Here is a 14,373-nt window from a genome sequence, read left to right as displayed (position 1 = left end):
GCCGGTTCGCCCGAGTTGAACCCGCCGCCGGGTGCGGAAGTTGATCTCCGGGCTGCTGTCGGATCTGGTTGGGCTCTCGCTGGTTTCGTGCGCGCCGGTTCTCGGGTGGCAGTAGGGTGCGCGGATGGCGACCCATGAGCGTGAGATCACCGAGCCCGTTGACCTGTGCCGGCCTGATGGGCGGCTCAACCCCGGGGCGGTTGGGTGGTCTCGGACTCCGTTGCACCGGGGGAACCTGCGGGGGTGGGGGCGGACCAAGCGGTTCGAGTACTGGTGTGTCACGACGCCCGGCCACCTGGTGGCGCTGACTGTCAGCGACCTCGACTTCCTCACTCTGGATGCCGTTCACTTCCTGGCCTGGGACGACCACGGTGTACTGGAGGACCACGAACGCACCGCGCTGGCCCCCGGCGTGCCCGGCCGCCGTACCGCGATGCCGGAGGGCATCGCCGGGTCCGGTGGCCGGTACGGCGGGGATCTTGTCGTCGGGCCCGAGCGGCCCAGCCGCCGTCAGGTCCGGGTGGCGATCCGTCAGGAAAAGGGTGGCACCCGGCTGCTGGCCCGCGCGCTCACCGCCGATCTGCGGCCGCTCGAAGTGGACCTGCTGGTGGCTCTGCCCGACGGCCACGAGACGCTGTCGGTGGTCGTGCCCTGGGACGGAAAGCGCTTCCAGTACACCTCCAAGCACACCGCCCGCCCCGCCACCGGCACCGTGCGACTCGGCGACCGCAGCTACGAGTTCGGCGCGGATGCCTGGGGCGTGCTCGACCACGGCCGGGGCCGCTGGCCGCGCTCGCTCAGCTGGAACTGGGGCGCCGCGTCCGGCCGCACCGACGGGCACGTGGTCGGCCTCCAGTTCGGCGGGCAGTGGACGGTCGGGACGGGCGCCACCGAGAACGCGCTCTGCGTGGACGGCCGGCTCAGCAAGCTCGGCACCGAACTCGACTGGCAGTACGACCCCGCCGCCCCGCTCGCCCCCTGGCGGATCAGCACCCCCGACAGCGACCAGGTCGAGCTCACCTTCACGCCCTTCCACGACCGCCGCGTCCGCACCGAGGCCGGACTGCTCGCCAACCGCACCGACCAGTGCTTCGGGCACTACCGGGGAAGCATCCGCACCGACGACGGTCAAAAGGTCGCGGTGGACGGGCTGTTGGGGTGGGCGGAGGACGTCCGGATGCGCTGGTGAGTACCGGGGGCCGCCGGAGAACCGCTGTGCGGGCCGTGGGCGCCGGTGATAGGCAGCCGCGGGTGGAGAACAAGCTCGACTTCGCCGACCTGCCGCGCCCGGTCGGTCAGCCGCCGGCAGGCCAGGGCGCCGCGATCGCCGCCGCGCGGAGCCTCGACGGGGCCGGTCGGTGAACGTCCCCGCCCCGCTGCCCAGGTGCCCCGGCCACGGTGACGGCATCGACCCCGCCACTCTGGTCGGCCGACGGCCGGCCGGGCTGGCGGCGGCCTGGTACGCGCGCCCCGCCGAGCGCGAGTACCAGGCCGAGCCGGTTGCCGTTCGGCTCCACGACGACCGGGGCGGCCGTACCCGGATCACCACCGGCTCCGACTGGTGCCTGATCGTGGACGAGGAGCCGCCGCACGAGGACCTCGGCATGGGGGAGTGGGGCCGCATCGACGTCCGCCGCGACCACGCCGTGACGCCGTTCGCCCGCCACCTCGGCGAGCCCGTGCTCGCCGCACGCGAGGAACACGAGCCGCTCACCGGCCGTGTCGCCCTCGAACTCGCCTTTCCCGCCGGGGCCGTTCGATGCGACAGCTGGGCCGGTGACCTGCGGGTCCGGTCAGCTCGCGGCGGGGACCAGGCAGAACGGGTGGCCCTCGGGGTCGGTGAGGACGACCCACTTGTCGCCGCCGGGCTGGAACTCGGGGCGGGTGGCGCCGAGTTCGAGCAGCTCGGCGACGGCGCGGTCGAGGTCGGCGACGGTGAAGTCGAGGTGCAGGTGCTTGGCGCCCTCGGGCCACTGCGGGGCGCGGTAGTCGGCGACCCGGGCGAAGGCCAGGGCGGGACCGCCCCGGCCGGCGTCCAGGGCGGCGAACTCCTCGGTGCTGTCAGTGAGTTGCCAGCCAGTTGCCTTCTGGTAGAAGGCGGCGAGCGCCACTGGATCGGCGCAGTCGACGAACACGGCGGAGAGCTGGGTGAGAGCGGACAAGAGGAGACTCCTCGGTGAAGGGACGAAGCCACCGCGGCTTCGGTGACGAGCCTCGCCCACCCGGTCCGCCCGGGTCTTGAACATTCTTGCGGCCCCGGGCCACTTGTCGGACCCGGCGGGTACGGTGCGGGCCGTGCTCTCCCTCCAATCCGTCGCGTCCCGGCCCGACTTCGAGATCAGCGCCGTCGTCTGCCGCAGCGACCACACCCGGTGGTCGCCGCCCGAAGTGCACCGCGCGCACCAAGTGGTACTGGTCCGGCGCGGCCGGTTCCGGCGCCGGGCCGGCGGGCGGGCCCTCGAACTCGACCCGAGCCTCGGCTATCTCGGCCCGCCCGGCGAGGAGGAGTCGTTCGCCCACCCGTCGGGCGGCGACCACTGCACGGCGATCAACGTCACCCCCACGCTCTGGCACACCCTGGCGGGGGACACCGCGCCGGGCGCGTTCTACGTCGATCCGCCGCTCGACCTCGCGCACCGCCGGGTGCTGCGCGCGGCCGGTTCGGGGGACGTCGACTACGCAGTCACCGAAGAACTGCTCGCCCTGCTGGCGAAGGCCGTCGCCCGGACGGCGACCGGGCCGGCGCCCTGCACGGACGAACGGTCGGCCGCCGCGAAGGACCGGGCGCTGGTCGCGGCCGCCCGGGAGGCCATCGCCGCCGACCACCCGGCGTCCGGCACGCTGCTCGCGCTCGCCGAACTGCTCGGCGCGTCCCCGTACCGGCTGAGTCGGGCCTTCCCCCGCGAACTCGGCGTCTCCGTCACCCACTACCGCCACCGCGTCCGCCTCGCCCGCGCCCTCGACCGCCTGGAGGCCGGCGAGACCGGCCTCGGCACCCTGGCCGCCGACCTCGGCTACGCGGACCAGGCGCACCTGACCCGCACCGTCCGCCGGCACCTCGGTCACACCCCGGCCGCGCTGCGCCGCCTGCTGGGACCGCCGCGCGGCCGCTGAGGCCGGCCCCGACGGCGGCCCGCACCGCCCGCAGGCGCCCGGCGGCGCCCAGCACCGCCGGGCGCCCGTCAGGCCCGGTCGGTGTCGTCCGGGTGCAGGGCGATGTGGTCGGCGCGCAGGTCGGCCGCGACCCGGTGTTCCATGCCGAGGGCGGCCAGGAACTTGGCGGGCAGCTGGACCCGGCCGGTGCGGTCGAGCATGACGTACTCGCGTTCGCTGACGGTCTCCTGGCCGTGCTCGTCGGTGACGGTGCGGCGCAGCACCTCGCTGCTGGTGCGGCCGTCGCGGATCGCGACGGTGCGGCGGACCTCGCCGGCCACCATCGGGTCGTGGGTGACGATGACGACGGTGGTGCCGAGTTCGCGGTTGACGGTGCGGAACGCCTCGAAGATGCCGACGGCGGTCTCCGAGTCCAGTTCGCCGGTGGGTTCGTCGGCGAGCAGCACCGCCGGGTCGTTGGCCAGTGCGACGGCGATGGCGACGCGCTGCTGCTGGCCGCCGGAGAGTTCGGCGGGGCGGCGATGGCCCAACTCGGCGATGTCCAGGGCTTCCAGGAGTTCGGTGACGCGGCCGCGCTGCCGTTTGGCGGCGCGGTGGCCGGAGCGCAGCTGCATCGGCAGGGCGACGTTCTGGGCGGCCGTCAGGAACGGCAGCAGGTTGCGCGCGGTCTGCTGCCAGATGAAGCCGACGACCTCGCGCCGGTAGTTCAGCCGGTCCTTGGGGGTCATGGTGAGCAGGTCGCGGCCGGCCACGGTGGCGCTGCCCGCGGTCGGGGTGTCCAGCCCGGCGAGCACGTTCAGCAGGGTGGACTTCCCGCTGCCGGACGCGCCGACCAGGGCCACCAGGTCGCCCTGGTCCACCGTCAGGTCGAGGCCCTGGAGCGCCTGCACCTCGATGCCGTCGGTGCTGAAGATCCGGACCAGCCGTTCGCAGCTGATCGCGACGTCGGATCGGACGGTCCGGGGCGCGGAGGCGGCCAGGGCCCTGGTGCGGAGCTCGTCCAGGCTCGGGGGCGGAGTGCTCATGGGGTGTCTCCCGCTCGTAGCTCGGTGGTGATCTGCCGACGGGCGGTGACGGCGGCCTCGGCCAGCACCGCGAGGGCGGCCAACAGCGCCAGCCCGATGGCCTGTTGGAGGATCGGCGCGGCGGTGAGCCGCAGCCCGGTCGGGGTGTCGGCGCCGACCAGCGGGGCGAGGTCGACGGCCGGGCCGAGCAGCAGGACGCCGCAGACCGCCGTGAGTGCCCCGCCGAGGGCGGCGACCAGGGCCTGCGGCAGTGCCTCGGCGAGGATCAGCGCCAGCCCCTGCCGGGGCCGCAGGCCCATGGTGCGCAGCCGGGCCAGGGTCGCGGCCCGTTCGGGCCCGGCGCGGAACAGCGTGAGCAGGACGGAGAGCACCGCGAACAGCGCGGTGGCGCCGACCGAGACCCAGAACATCCGCTCGGCCGAGGCCTGCAGGGGGTCGCCGCCGAGCTCCGCGATCTCGCCGGTGCGGGTGCGCACCACGTGGCCCGGCTGGTCGCCGGCGGCCGGCGGCCCGAGGTACTGCGTGGCCAGGGCGCGCAGGCGGGCGTCGTCGATGTTCCCGCTCGCCAGCCACTTTCTCGGGTCGCCGAACCGGGGCACCAGGTCCTTGGCCGCGTCGAGCGGCAGCACCACGGTGGTGCCGGCGGCGCCGTTCAGGGCGGGGGTGGCGTCGACGACGGCGACGGTGTGGATCCGGACCGCCTCGCCGCCCGCCAGCCGGAGGCTGAAGGTGCCCTCCGGCAGGTCGCTGCTGACCAGGGCGGGCAAGGAGTTGTCCGGTTGGGCGGTGAACACCGCCGGGTCGAACCGTCCCCGCCCGGCGACCTCGGCGAGCTTCGCGTACCGGACGGGGTCGGCCACCACCACGTTGACCCGGGCCGAACCGCCGTTGCCGAACGACAGGGTCACGTCGTCGTCGGTCCAGATCGGCAGGGAGACGTCCACGCCGGGCAGCCGGTCGGCGGCGCCGAGGAAGGCCTGCGACAGCCCGGTGAGCGTGCCGGCGCCGACCGAGGCGTCACCGCCGATGCTGTACCGGGCGACCTCGGTGCGCTTGGCGGCCACCGAGCTCAGCACGGTGGCGCCGATCGCGCCGCAGGTCACCGCGAGCACCAGGGCGAGCAGCGGCAGCGCCGAGGGGCGCGAGCGGCCGCTGCCCCGGGCGGCGCGGGCCAGGCCGAGGAACGCGATCGCGCCGGGCCGCCGCCCGGCCCAGCGGGCCAGCAGCCCGATCAGGACGGGCTGGAGCCGGGCCAGCAGCAGGGCGCCGGTCAGCGCGAGCAGCAGCGGCGCGGCCACCAGCAGCAGGTCCGCTCCTTCGCCGAGCGGGGCCACCCCGCGCCGGACGACCTGGGTGACGGCGGCCGCGGTGGTGGCCAGTACGGCGAGTTCGGCCATCAGGCGGCGGCGCCGGGAGAAGCCGCCACCGGCCTTGTCGCGAAGCAGCACGGCGGCGCGGACCGGGAAGGCCAGCAGGGCGAGCAGGGTGACCGCGCCGGCCGCGACGGCGGAGGGCATCTGACGCGGGGTCGGCAGCAGCGTGAAGGCGAGCAGCGCGCCGAGCCCGGCGGCGGGCAGTACCGTCAGCGCGCCTTCGCCGAGCAGCCGTCGGCAGGTGCCGCCGATCGCGGCGCCGCGGGCCCGCAGCAGCCGCAGTTCGGTGGTTCGCCGTTCGGCGGTCAGTGCCGCGGCGAGGCAGAGCACCACGGCGGCGACCCCGGCGGCGCCGGCGGGGCCGACCTCGGCGAGCGAGTCGATGGCGCTCTGCCGCTTCCAGGCGTTGTCGATCAGGGTGCGCAGCTGGGTGGTGATCCGGACGTTGGACCGGCCGAGGCCGGTGGTCACCTTGATGGAGACCGGACCTTGGGTGACGGTGGCGAGGCCGAAGGAGGTCTGCTTGAGCCGGTCGGCCCGCAGCGCGTCCACCCCTACCGGCAGTCGCCAGTAGTCCTCGGCCCCGCGGCCCCAGTCGGCCAGCCGGGACACGTTCTCCGGGCCGGTCAGCGCGACGGCGTACCAGTACTTCTCGGGCGGGTCGCCCGGGCCGCTGCTGGGGGTGAGGTTCAGGCAGGCGGCGACCGCGCAGCCGAACCGGTCCCAGAACGGGTCCGCCGGGTCGTCGACGGTGTACAGGCCGACCACCCGGATCTGCTGCGGGCTGGGCGGCGTGACGATGCGGTCCAGCACCGACCTGGTGCCGTCGAGCACCGCGCCGACCTTGACCCCGATGGTCTCGGCGGTGGCCGCCGACAGCGCGACCGGGATCGGCCCGCCGTCCGGCGGGCTGTCCGGCCACTGGCCGGAGGTCAGCCGGAGGTGCTCGCGCGCGCCGTGCTGGTACTGCACGGCGAACTCCGGCGGGACGCCGTCGGGGCGGGTCAGCGTGGGATCGGGCAGCCTGCGCGCCTGGGCGCCCCGGCGTCCGTACACCGTGCCGCTCGGGTCGAGCGGGAGCACCGGGCCGATGGCGGCGGCGAGTTGGCCCGCGGTGGTGTCCAGCAGCTGCGACGGGTCGCCGCTGCTGGGTATGGCGGAGGTGACGTGCACGCTGGTGGCGGTCGGGCCGGCCGTGCGCAGGAAGCTGTGCAGCGCGCCGTCCGCGCCCCGGTCCTGCGCCCGGGGCAGGGCGGCGGACAGGAACACCACGGTGAACGCCAGGGCGGCGGTGAGCAGGGCGCCCAGGGGCGAGGTGCGCAGCCGGGTACGGACCCAGGGGGCCGGGGTGCTCATTTGTCCTCCACGAACCGGAGCCGGGCGGCCATGTCGCGGCGGCTGCCGACCAGGAAGGCGGACAGCAGCGGCAGGGCGGCGGTCCCGGCCGCCAGCGCCAGCATCTGGCCGAGCGGCAGCCCGACCAGGACTTCGGGCATTGGGGGGCGGGCCGCCGGGGTGAGCACCACCAGCGGCACCACCAAGTGGGCCAGCACGGCTCCGAGCAGCAGCCCGACGCCGGTGCCGATGCCCACCAGTACGACCTGTTCGGCGGCGGCGGTCCGGCGCAGCAGCCGCGGGGGCGTGCCGAGGGCGAGCAGCACCGCCGACTCGCCGGCCCGTTCGCTCGCCGAGGCGGCCGCGGCGGCGACGAAGCCGATGGTGGCGAGGACGGCGGCGGCCAGGGCCAGCGCGGCCAGCACGCTCTGCGGGGCGGCGCTCAGCGGGTCGCCGGAGCGGGTGGCGGCGTCCTCCTCGCGGAGCGTCAGCTGCTGGGCGGTCGGTCCGGCGCGCAGGGCGGCGGCGGCCTCGGCCGGGGTGCGGTCGTCGGGGCCGGTGGCGGGCAGCCACCACTCGGTGATGGGCGGCACGTCGGCGCTCCGGTCGGTCAGCCACCGGTGGGTGCCGGCCAGGTCGAGCAGCAGGGCGGTGTCGCCGTACACGGGCAGCGCCTCGACCTGGCCGGTGATCCGCACCGGGAGGGTGGTGCTGCCGAGCTGGACCTTGATCAGGTCGCCGACCTCGGCGCCGGCGTCCGTCAGGTAGGTGCGGGTGGCCAGGGCCTTGACCTCCGGGCCGGACGGGCTGCTGCCGGGGGCGAGCACCAGGGCGTGCTTGCCGTCGCGCCGGTCCGCGCCGTTGGGGTCGGCCGGGGTGTAGGCGACGGTCACCAGCCGGTCCTCGGCGGGGTCGTCGGTCACCGTCACCGGGATGCCCGAGCCGCTCCAGGTGCCGGGGGGCGCCGGGACGGGCGTGGCCGGTCCGGTCGCGGTGTCGGAGACGGCCAGCCGGCGGAGCGTCACCTCGCTCGCGGAGTCCCTGGTGTTCGTGCCGTACGTCAGCTCGAAGCCGATCAGGCTCAGCGGCGCGGCGGCCGAGCCGAGCGGTGCGGCGGTCAGCGCGTCCAGGTCCACCGAGAAGGTCCGTTCGCCCTGGACCGGGAGCTGCGGCACCAGGACGCGGTACCCCGCGCCGAAGCCGTCCCGCAGGTGGAGCCAGAGGTCGGGTGCCGCCAGCTCCGGCTGCTCCCACTTGGGGAACGGGTAGAGCCCCTCGGGGCGGTCGGCGACGTGGACGGCCAGGGTCAGGTCGATCCGGGCCGGCTTTCCGGGCAGCTTCACCCCGGCCGGCTGCGGTTCGGCCAGCGGCGCGAACAGTTCGGTGGCGGGCCGGCCGTCGAACAGGTCGGGCCGGACGTGCAGTTCGGTGGCGGCGCGAGCGGTGTCGGTGAGCAGCACCCGGCCCCGCTTGTCGCCCGGGAGCCACTGGTCGAACCCGGCCACCGGCAGCAGCCGGTCGCCGCCGGGCAGCGCCGCGTACCGGCCGCCCTGGCCGAACGGGGGCAGCGCCGAGCCCTGGATCCGCAGGCCGCCCGCCGAGGCGAAGTCGGCCTGGTCGCGCTGCGAGTCGCGCCAGGCGGCGTGCTGACCGAGCGCCAGGACGCCGGTGGCGACCGCCAGCACCAGCAGCAGCACCGGGCCGTTCGCCCGGCCCGGGCGGCGGGCCAGCTGCCAGCCGCCGAGCGCCGGGCCGAGCCCGCGGCCCCGGGCGGCCAGCCGGGCCCCGAGCCGGGCCGCGAACGGCAGCAGCCGCAGCACCAGCAGCGTCCCCGCGCACAGCGCCAGGGTGGGCGCCGCGACCAGCACCGGGTCGATGCCCAGCTGCCCGGAGGCGTCCACCGAGAGGCCGCCGGTGCGGGCGTCGAGCTGCCGGTAGGTGATCACGGCCAGCACCAGCAGCGTCAGGTCGGCGCCGGAACGGGCCACCGAGCTGACCACGGCCTGCCGGCGGGACACCACCCGGTCGGCGCCGCGCCGCAGCACCGGCGGCAGCGCGACCAGCGCGACGCAGGCCAGCGCGCACAGCGCGGCCACCGGCCGGCGGACGGCGGTGTCGGCGTGTGCCAGCGGAAGGCCCTTCAGCGGGCCCCAGGAGGTCAGCAGCCGCAGCAGCGGCCCGGTCAGCAGCGGGGCGAGCAGGGCGGCGGGCAGTGCCAGCAGCAGCGCCTCGACGGCCGTCCAGGCGGCCAGTTGGCGCCGGGTCGCGCCGCGCGAGGTGAGCAGCGCGTTCTCCCGGGACTGACGGTCCGCCACCAGGTGCACCACCAGCAGCAGCGCCGCCCCGGCCAGCACCGCGAGCTGGAGCGCCCCGATCAGCAGGCTGGAACGGGCGACCAGGGTCGCCGAGTGCAGCTCGGCCAGCAGGGCGGGCAGCTCGCTCTGCGGCTGGAGGCCCGGACCGTCCTGCTTGACGAGGTCGGGCAGCTTGTCGGCGCGGGCCCGGATCCGGTCGATCCGCTCCGGGTCGGCGGTGGAGAAGTCGGCGGTCAGCAGCAGGCTCCGGCTGCCCTGGGTCAGCCGGCCGGAGGTGAAGACGCCGTCGTCCACCACCATCGGCCCGTACGTGGTGAAGGCCCGGACCTGGATCTCGCGGCCGCCGAGCGGGTCGAGCCGCCAGTACGGCGCGTCCCGGTCGGCGACCTGGTAGACGCCGGTGATCTCGACGGTGAGCGGGCGGCCGCCGTACCGGTCGGACAGGGTGACCTTGGCGGGCAGCGCGTTCTCGGTCAGACCGAGCCGGAGCAGGGCGCTGCGCGGCACGGCCGCCCGGACCGCCTCCGGGCCGCCGTCGGCGGTCGGCCACTGGCCGGCCGTCAGCTTCAGCCGGCTGCGGTCCGGCGCGGCCAGCATCGTCAGGTCCACCTCGCGGGCGGCGGCGTTCGGCGGGGCGGGCAGCCCGTACGCGCGGCTGAGGGCGAGGGACTGCGTGGTGACCGGCAGCCCGTCGAACAGCCGCGCGCCGACCTTGGCGGCCGCGGCGTCGTCCGCCGCCCTGGCATCCACCGCGTGGTCGGCGCTCAGCTGCACACCGACCCGGCTGCCGCCGTCCAGATTCCGGCGCAGGCCGGCCTCGGCGACGGTGCGGTTGAAGGCCACCAGCGTGGTCAGCACCGTGGTGGTGATCAGCACCGTGAACAACACCGCGGCGGCCAGCGGCAGCCGCCCGCGCAGTCGGCGCAGGACAAAGCCCAACATCGTTTCCCCGTACCCCCGTGCCGGTCAGCGTGTACCGGATGGCGGACGACTCTTGCAGATCGGATCCGGCAGCGGAAGGGCCTTGCGCGAACCGTTGTCAAGGTGATCAGAATCGAGCACCGTCATATTCAATGGCCAGCGGGGGGAACCGAGATGACCGAAGCACAGGCACCCATGGTCGTGGTCGAGGAGCTGTGGCGCAGCTTCGGCACCGGAGCCCGTGCCGTGCACGCGCTGCGCGGGGTGTCCTTCACCGCGGCCCGCGGCGAACTCACCGCCCTCAAGGGCCGGTCCGGCTCCGGCAAGACCACTCTGCTCAACTTGGTCGGCGGCCTCGACACCCCGACCGGCGGACGGATCTCGCTCGACGGCACCGACCTGTCCGGCCTCGACGAGGCGGGGCGGCTGGCGCTGCGCCGGGACCGGATCGGCTTCGTCTTCCAGTCCTTCGGCCTGCTGCCGACGCTCACCGCCGCCGAGAACGTCGGCGTCCCGATGCGGCTGCGCCGGCTCCCCGCCGCCGAACGCGAGGAGCGGGCGCGCACCCTGCTGGCCCTGGTCGGGCTGGCCGAGCACGCCGGGCAGCGGCCCACCGAGCTCTCCGGCGGCCAGCAGCAGCGGGTGGCGATCGCCCGGGCGCTGGCCAACGATCCCGCGCTGATCATCGCGGACGAGCCCACCGGCCAGCTCGACTCCGAGACCGGCCTGGCCGTGATGGAGCTGCTGCGCGCGGTGGTCCGCTCCCAGGGCGTCACCGCCCTGGTGGCCACCCACGATCCGGCCCTGATGGACCAGGCCGACCGGGTCGTGGAGCTGCACGACGGCACCGTGAGCCTGCCGGAGGCCGGCGCCGCGTGAGGTGAGGGGCGCTCAGGGGGAGGGGACGACCCGGGCGAAGTCGTGGTGGGTGCGGACGGCCTGGTCCCACTCCAGGGTGCGGATCAGGCGGTGCACGACCAGCAGCGGAATGACGCCGAAGACACCGAACGACATGTCGACGAATTGCCAGAACAGCGGGATGCCGCGCAGCGGACCGCAGATCAGTGCCAGCGGAATGACGCCGCCGCAGGCCAGCATCGCCCAGCGGATCACCCACACATTGCGGACCGGATCCCGCAGCGGCCCCCAGAACGCGGCCGCGATCACCAGGTGTGCGAAGGCCAGCCAGTCGGTGCCGTAGGCCAGGAACGGGTGGTTGCCGTAGCCGTCGGCGAGCCCGTCGCGGACCCGGCGCACCCAGGCGTCGAGGGCGGGGAGCGCGGAGTCGAGTCCGCTCGCGTCCAGGGCCCGGACCAGTAGGTCGGTCTCGGTCTGCAACGGGAAGGCGGTCAGCCCGCTGAGCACCAGGCAGACGATGAACAGCCACAGCCAGCGCCTGATCCGGCGCCGGACGAGCGCGGTGTCGGTGACGGTGGCGGGGCCGGGGCCGGCGGTGGTGGAACCGGTCGGGGCGGTGGCGATGTCGGACATGGGGATTCCCCCCTCCATGACGCGGGTGCCGGAGACGGCACGCGGTGTCGCGAGAAGGACTCTAGACCTGAAATTGAACACGTTCAACACGCCGGAACAGCTCGCCCAAAGGGGACGTTTCGGACCTGTCCACGGAAAGCCCTAATCTTGTCCTCCGTGACCGCCATCGCAGACCAGCCCACCAGGCCCGCCCCCGGACCGGCCGCCGACGAGGGACTCGCCCGCCGGCTCAAGGCGCTCGCCTGCACCGCGCCGCTGCACGACCTGGACAGCCGCAAGGTCAACCTGGCCGGCGAGTACGCCTCGTACACGATGGCCGAGATCGGCCTCGCCGCCATCGACCTGGTCACCCTCAACATGGACTTCGACACCGGCGCCGACCGCGACATAGTCCTCAGCCGGCTGCACCCCCGGATCGCCGCCCAGAACCCCGGCCGGGCCGCCACCGAGCACGAGCGGGTCGCCCGCTGGGTGCTGGAGTCGCTGATCAACGTCGGCAGCGTCGACCGCGGCTTCCGCGCCGTCTACGGCACCTTCGGCCCCGACGGCGAATACACCCGCCGCGACTACGACTTCAAACTGATCGAGGAAGTCCCCGGCCAGGACGGCGGCGTCTACCTGCGCACCACCGACGAGGCGGTCAACGTCCTGGTCGGCGCGCTGGACACCGACGTGACGAGCGCTCAGATCGCCGCCGAGGTCAAGCTGGAGGTGCTGATCCGCCGCGGCCGCCTCGCCGACGCCCAACTCGCCGCCGAACAGGCCCGCTACCGCACCGTCCAGTACGCCGAGACGCTGCGCCGCGCCCTGGAGGCCACCCGCCGCAACGTCCGCGCGGTGGACTGGATGGAGACCGTCCCCGACCTGATCGACGAGGCACTCGACCACATCGCCGACCGGTACCGGCACGAGAACGCGATCCTCACCAACATCCGCAAGGCCCGCGACGAGAGCACCGACGCCGAGCACAAGCGGCGCGCCGCCGAACTCGTCGACATCGTCAAGGACTGCATCCGCCGGCACACCCAGCTCCAGACCCGACTGCTGGAAGCCGGCCCGCTGTTCCGCGCCGAACAGGACCGGCAGGCGTTCTCCGCGCCCACCGCGCGCACCGGCATCGACCTGTACGGTCAACTTCTCGCCCCGGTCCTCACCCTCCCGCTCGCCGAGGCCACCCGGCCCACCGACGCGTTCTTCGCCCGCGGCACCGGCCTGCGCACCCCCGTCTCGGTCCGGGTCAGCGACCTGGTCGACCTGCTGCTCACCCCGCCCGTGGAACGCGAACACCTCGGCGCCGAACTGCCCGAACCCGACCTGGTCGCCACCCCCGACGACAGCCGGTTCTCCGAAGCCCAACTGGAAGCCGCGCTCGACCTGCTGGACCTGCCCGCCGACGCGCCCCGCCGCCTGTCCGGCCTGCTCGCCGACGCCCGCGCCCGCGGCACCGACGGCGGCGAGGACGGCGAGGAACTCGCCTACCTGGTCGCACTGTTGGCCGTGCACGCCGCCAGCCCGCCGGTCGGCACCGCGTACCGGCAGGGCGAGGAACGCCTGCTGTTCGCGGTGGACGACGGCACCCGCCTGGACGACCCGGGCTTCGGCGGCGCGGACCTGATCGTCGGCAGCGCCCTGCTGGACGCCGCCGGGATGGCCGCCGACCGCCGGGACGCGGTGTGACCGGCCGTCCTGCCCGCACCGCCCGCACCGCTTGCAGCACCTGCACCGCCCGCGGCACGAGCGCTGCCCGCAGCACCAGTACGGCCCGCACCGCCCGCAGCACCAGTACGGCCGGCACCGCCCGCAGCACCAGTACCGCCCGCGGCACGAGCACCGCCCGCAGCACCAGCACCGCCCGCACCGCCCGCAGCACCTGCACCGAAGGAGCACCCGCATGACCACCAGCACCGAGGCGTGGGCGCCGCAGGACGCCGAGCCGGCCGCCGCCGCCCACGCGGCGATCAGCCCGGCGGACGTCGCCGAGGCCGCCCGCCTGGTGTCCTTCGGCCTGCAGGCGAAGCTGCTGCCCTCCCGGGACGCGGAGTACGCCGAACTCGTGCGCCGCTACCGCGAGGACCCGCAGTTCGGGCGCCTCGCCGACGCCGTCGCCACCGGCATGGGCCTGGTGGTGCTGGAGGTCTCGCCGCGGGCCGGCATGGCCGTCGCCGCCGCCGAGGAGTCGGTGTTCGCCGTCCGGATGGGCGACTACTCGCGCCGCGCCGCCTCCGAGTCCACCGACCGCTTCCTGCACGGCCTCGCGCACCTCGCGGTCGCCGCGCTCGCCTTCCCCCGCCCCGAGGACCTCGCCGACGACGGCTACCTCGGCCGGGTCAGCGTCAACGGCGTGGACGCGTTCGTCCGGCAGGCCTGCCGCCGCCTGGAGGAACGCGCCGCGGCCGAAGGCAGCAACACCGACCCGGCGAGCTCCGCCCCCGCCCTGGAGGCGGCCTGGCGGGTGTGGGCGCGCCGCTCCGCGACCGGCGCCACCAAGGACGCCCGCCGCCTGTCCGGCTCCACCACCGGCATCGTCTCCAAGGCGGTGTCCTTCCTGGTCGACTCCGGCTTCCTGCAGAAGACCTCCGACGACGCCGGCGGCACCTACCGCACCACCGCCCGCTACCAGTTGCAGGTCCGCGACCTGGCCGGCAGCGCCGCCATGGGCGAACTGCTCGACCTGGGCGTCGTCCCGGTCAGCGACGGCACGGCCACCCTGCTGCCGCCCGACGACAGCGACGAACTCGTCGCCGACGCGGGTCTGCCGTTCCACGCACTCTGACGTTCCGTCACCACACGTTCTGAACT

Annotated in this window: 11 protein-coding genes; 6 read left to right on the top strand and 5 right to left on the bottom strand. The window is 75.0% G+C overall.

Annotated elements, in window-relative coordinates:
- Nucleotides 1–124: 124 nt before the first annotated feature.
- Nucleotides 125–1,189: a DUF2804 domain-containing protein gene (locus tag ACFV18_RS19935; protein WP_380484941.1), complete on the top strand. Its 1,065-nt coding sequence runs from the start codon at nucleotides 125–127 to the stop codon at nucleotides 1,187–1,189.
- Between the two features lie 604 nt (nucleotides 1,190–1,793).
- Here the strand turns inward: ACFV18_RS19935 and ACFV18_RS19930 are convergent.
- Nucleotides 1,794–2,162: a VOC family protein gene (locus ACFV18_RS19930; RefSeq protein ID WP_380484939.1), complete on the bottom strand. Its 369-nt coding sequence runs from the start codon at nucleotides 2,160–2,162 to the stop codon at nucleotides 1,794–1,796.
- 133 nt (nucleotides 2,163–2,295) lie between these two features.
- Between ACFV18_RS19930 and ACFV18_RS19925 the strand changes: the two genes are divergently transcribed.
- A complete protein-coding gene (locus tag ACFV18_RS19925) occupies nucleotides 2,296–3,114 on the top strand; it encodes a helix-turn-helix domain-containing protein (RefSeq protein WP_380484937.1) in 819 nt (272 codons plus the stop codon).
- Nucleotides 3,115–3,182: 68 nt separating this feature from the next.
- On the opposite strand, the gene ACFV18_RS19920 is transcribed toward ACFV18_RS19925, so the two are convergent.
- Genes ACFV18_RS19920 through ACFV18_RS19910 form a run of 3 tightly spaced genes read right to left on the bottom strand, consistent with a single transcriptional unit; the run spans nucleotide 3,183 to nucleotide 10,104 of the window.
- Nucleotides 3,183–4,139 carry an ABC transporter ATP-binding protein gene (locus ACFV18_RS19920; RefSeq protein ID WP_380484935.1) on the bottom strand — a complete coding sequence of 319 codons (957 nt, stop codon included), beginning with the start codon at nucleotides 4,137–4,139 and terminating at the stop codon, nucleotides 3,183–3,185.
- Nucleotides 4,136–6,868 carry a hypothetical protein gene (locus ACFV18_RS19915; protein WP_380484933.1) on the bottom strand — a complete coding sequence of 911 codons (2,733 nt, stop codon included), beginning with the start codon at nucleotides 6,866–6,868 and terminating at the stop codon, nucleotides 4,136–4,138. Before ACFV18_RS19915 ends, ACFV18_RS19920 begins: the two co-directional genes overlap by 4 nt.
- On the bottom strand, nucleotides 6,865–10,104 hold the full coding sequence (locus ACFV18_RS19910) for an FtsX-like permease family protein (protein WP_380484931.1): 3,240 nt from the start codon (nucleotides 10,102–10,104) through the stop codon (nucleotides 6,865–6,867). The genes ACFV18_RS19915 and ACFV18_RS19910 overlap by 4 nt, the downstream gene beginning before the upstream one ends.
- 153 nt (nucleotides 10,105–10,257) lie before the next feature.
- Here ACFV18_RS19910 and ACFV18_RS19905 point away from each other — a divergent pair, with 153 nt between their 5' ends.
- Nucleotides 10,258–10,962, top strand: a complete 705-nt coding sequence (locus tag ACFV18_RS19905; protein WP_380484929.1) for an ABC transporter ATP-binding protein — start codon at nucleotides 10,258–10,260, stop codon at nucleotides 10,960–10,962.
- A 12-nt stretch (nucleotides 10,963–10,974) separates the two neighbouring features.
- Here the strand turns inward: ACFV18_RS19905 and ACFV18_RS19900 are convergent, their stop codons facing one another.
- Nucleotides 10,975–11,574, bottom strand: a complete 600-nt coding sequence (locus tag ACFV18_RS19900) for a hypothetical protein (protein WP_380484927.1) — start codon at nucleotides 11,572–11,574, stop codon at nucleotides 10,975–10,977.
- A 156-nt stretch (nucleotides 11,575–11,730) separates the two neighbouring features.
- Here ACFV18_RS19900 and ACFV18_RS19895 point away from each other — a divergent pair, with 156 nt between their 5' ends.
- From ACFV18_RS19895 to ACFV18_RS19885, 3 genes are read left to right on the top strand one after another with little or no spacing between them, the layout of a single operon-like run.
- Entirely contained in the window at nucleotides 11,731–13,251 is a 1,521-nt protein-coding gene (locus tag ACFV18_RS19895) for a hypothetical protein (RefSeq protein WP_380484925.1), read from the top strand.
- Nucleotides 13,248–13,469, top strand: coding sequence for a hypothetical protein (locus tag ACFV18_RS19890; protein ID WP_380484923.1), 222 nt, complete (start codon nucleotides 13,248–13,250; stop codon nucleotides 13,467–13,469). Before ACFV18_RS19895 ends, ACFV18_RS19890 begins: the two co-directional genes overlap by 4 nt.
- Nucleotides 13,466–14,347, top strand: coding sequence for a hypothetical protein (locus ACFV18_RS19885; RefSeq protein ID WP_380484921.1), 882 nt, complete (start codon nucleotides 13,466–13,468; stop codon nucleotides 14,345–14,347). Before ACFV18_RS19890 ends, ACFV18_RS19885 begins: the two co-directional genes overlap by 4 nt.
- Nucleotides 14,348–14,373: the final 26 nt, after the last annotated feature.

This window comes from Kitasatospora sp. NPDC059673, from assembly GCF_042734215.1.
Lineage (GTDB): Bacteria > Actinomycetota > Actinomycetes > Streptomycetales > Streptomycetaceae > Kitasatospora.
This window is presented reverse-complemented; position numbering and strand designations above follow the sequence as displayed.

Excerpts from the sequence above, each read along its gene's own strand:
- ACFV18_RS19915 (WP_380484933.1), bottom strand. The coding sequence starts at position 6,868 with ATGAGCACCCCGGCCCCCTGGGTCCGTACCCGGCTGCGCACCTCGCCC.
- ACFV18_RS19885 (WP_380484921.1), top strand. The coding sequence starts at position 13,466 with ATGACCACCAGCACCGAGGCGTGGGCGCCGCAGGACGCCGAGCCGGCC.
- ACFV18_RS19905 (WP_380484929.1), top strand. The coding sequence starts at position 10,258 with ATGACCGAAGCACAGGCACCCATGGTCGTGGTCGAGGAGCTGTGGCGC.
- ACFV18_RS19935 (WP_380484941.1), top strand. The coding sequence starts at position 125 with ATGGCGACCCATGAGCGTGAGATCACCGAGCCCGTTGACCTGTGCCGG.
- ACFV18_RS19920 (WP_380484935.1), bottom strand. The coding sequence starts at position 4,139 with ATGAGCACTCCGCCCCCGAGCCTGGACGAGCTCCGCACCAGGGCCCTG.
- ACFV18_RS19910 (WP_380484931.1), bottom strand. The coding sequence starts at position 10,104 with ATGTTGGGCTTTGTCCTGCGCCGACTGCGCGGGCGGCTGCCGCTGGCC.
- ACFV18_RS19900 (WP_380484927.1), bottom strand. The coding sequence starts at position 11,574 with ATGTCCGACATCGCCACCGCCCCGACCGGTTCCACCACCGCCGGCCCC.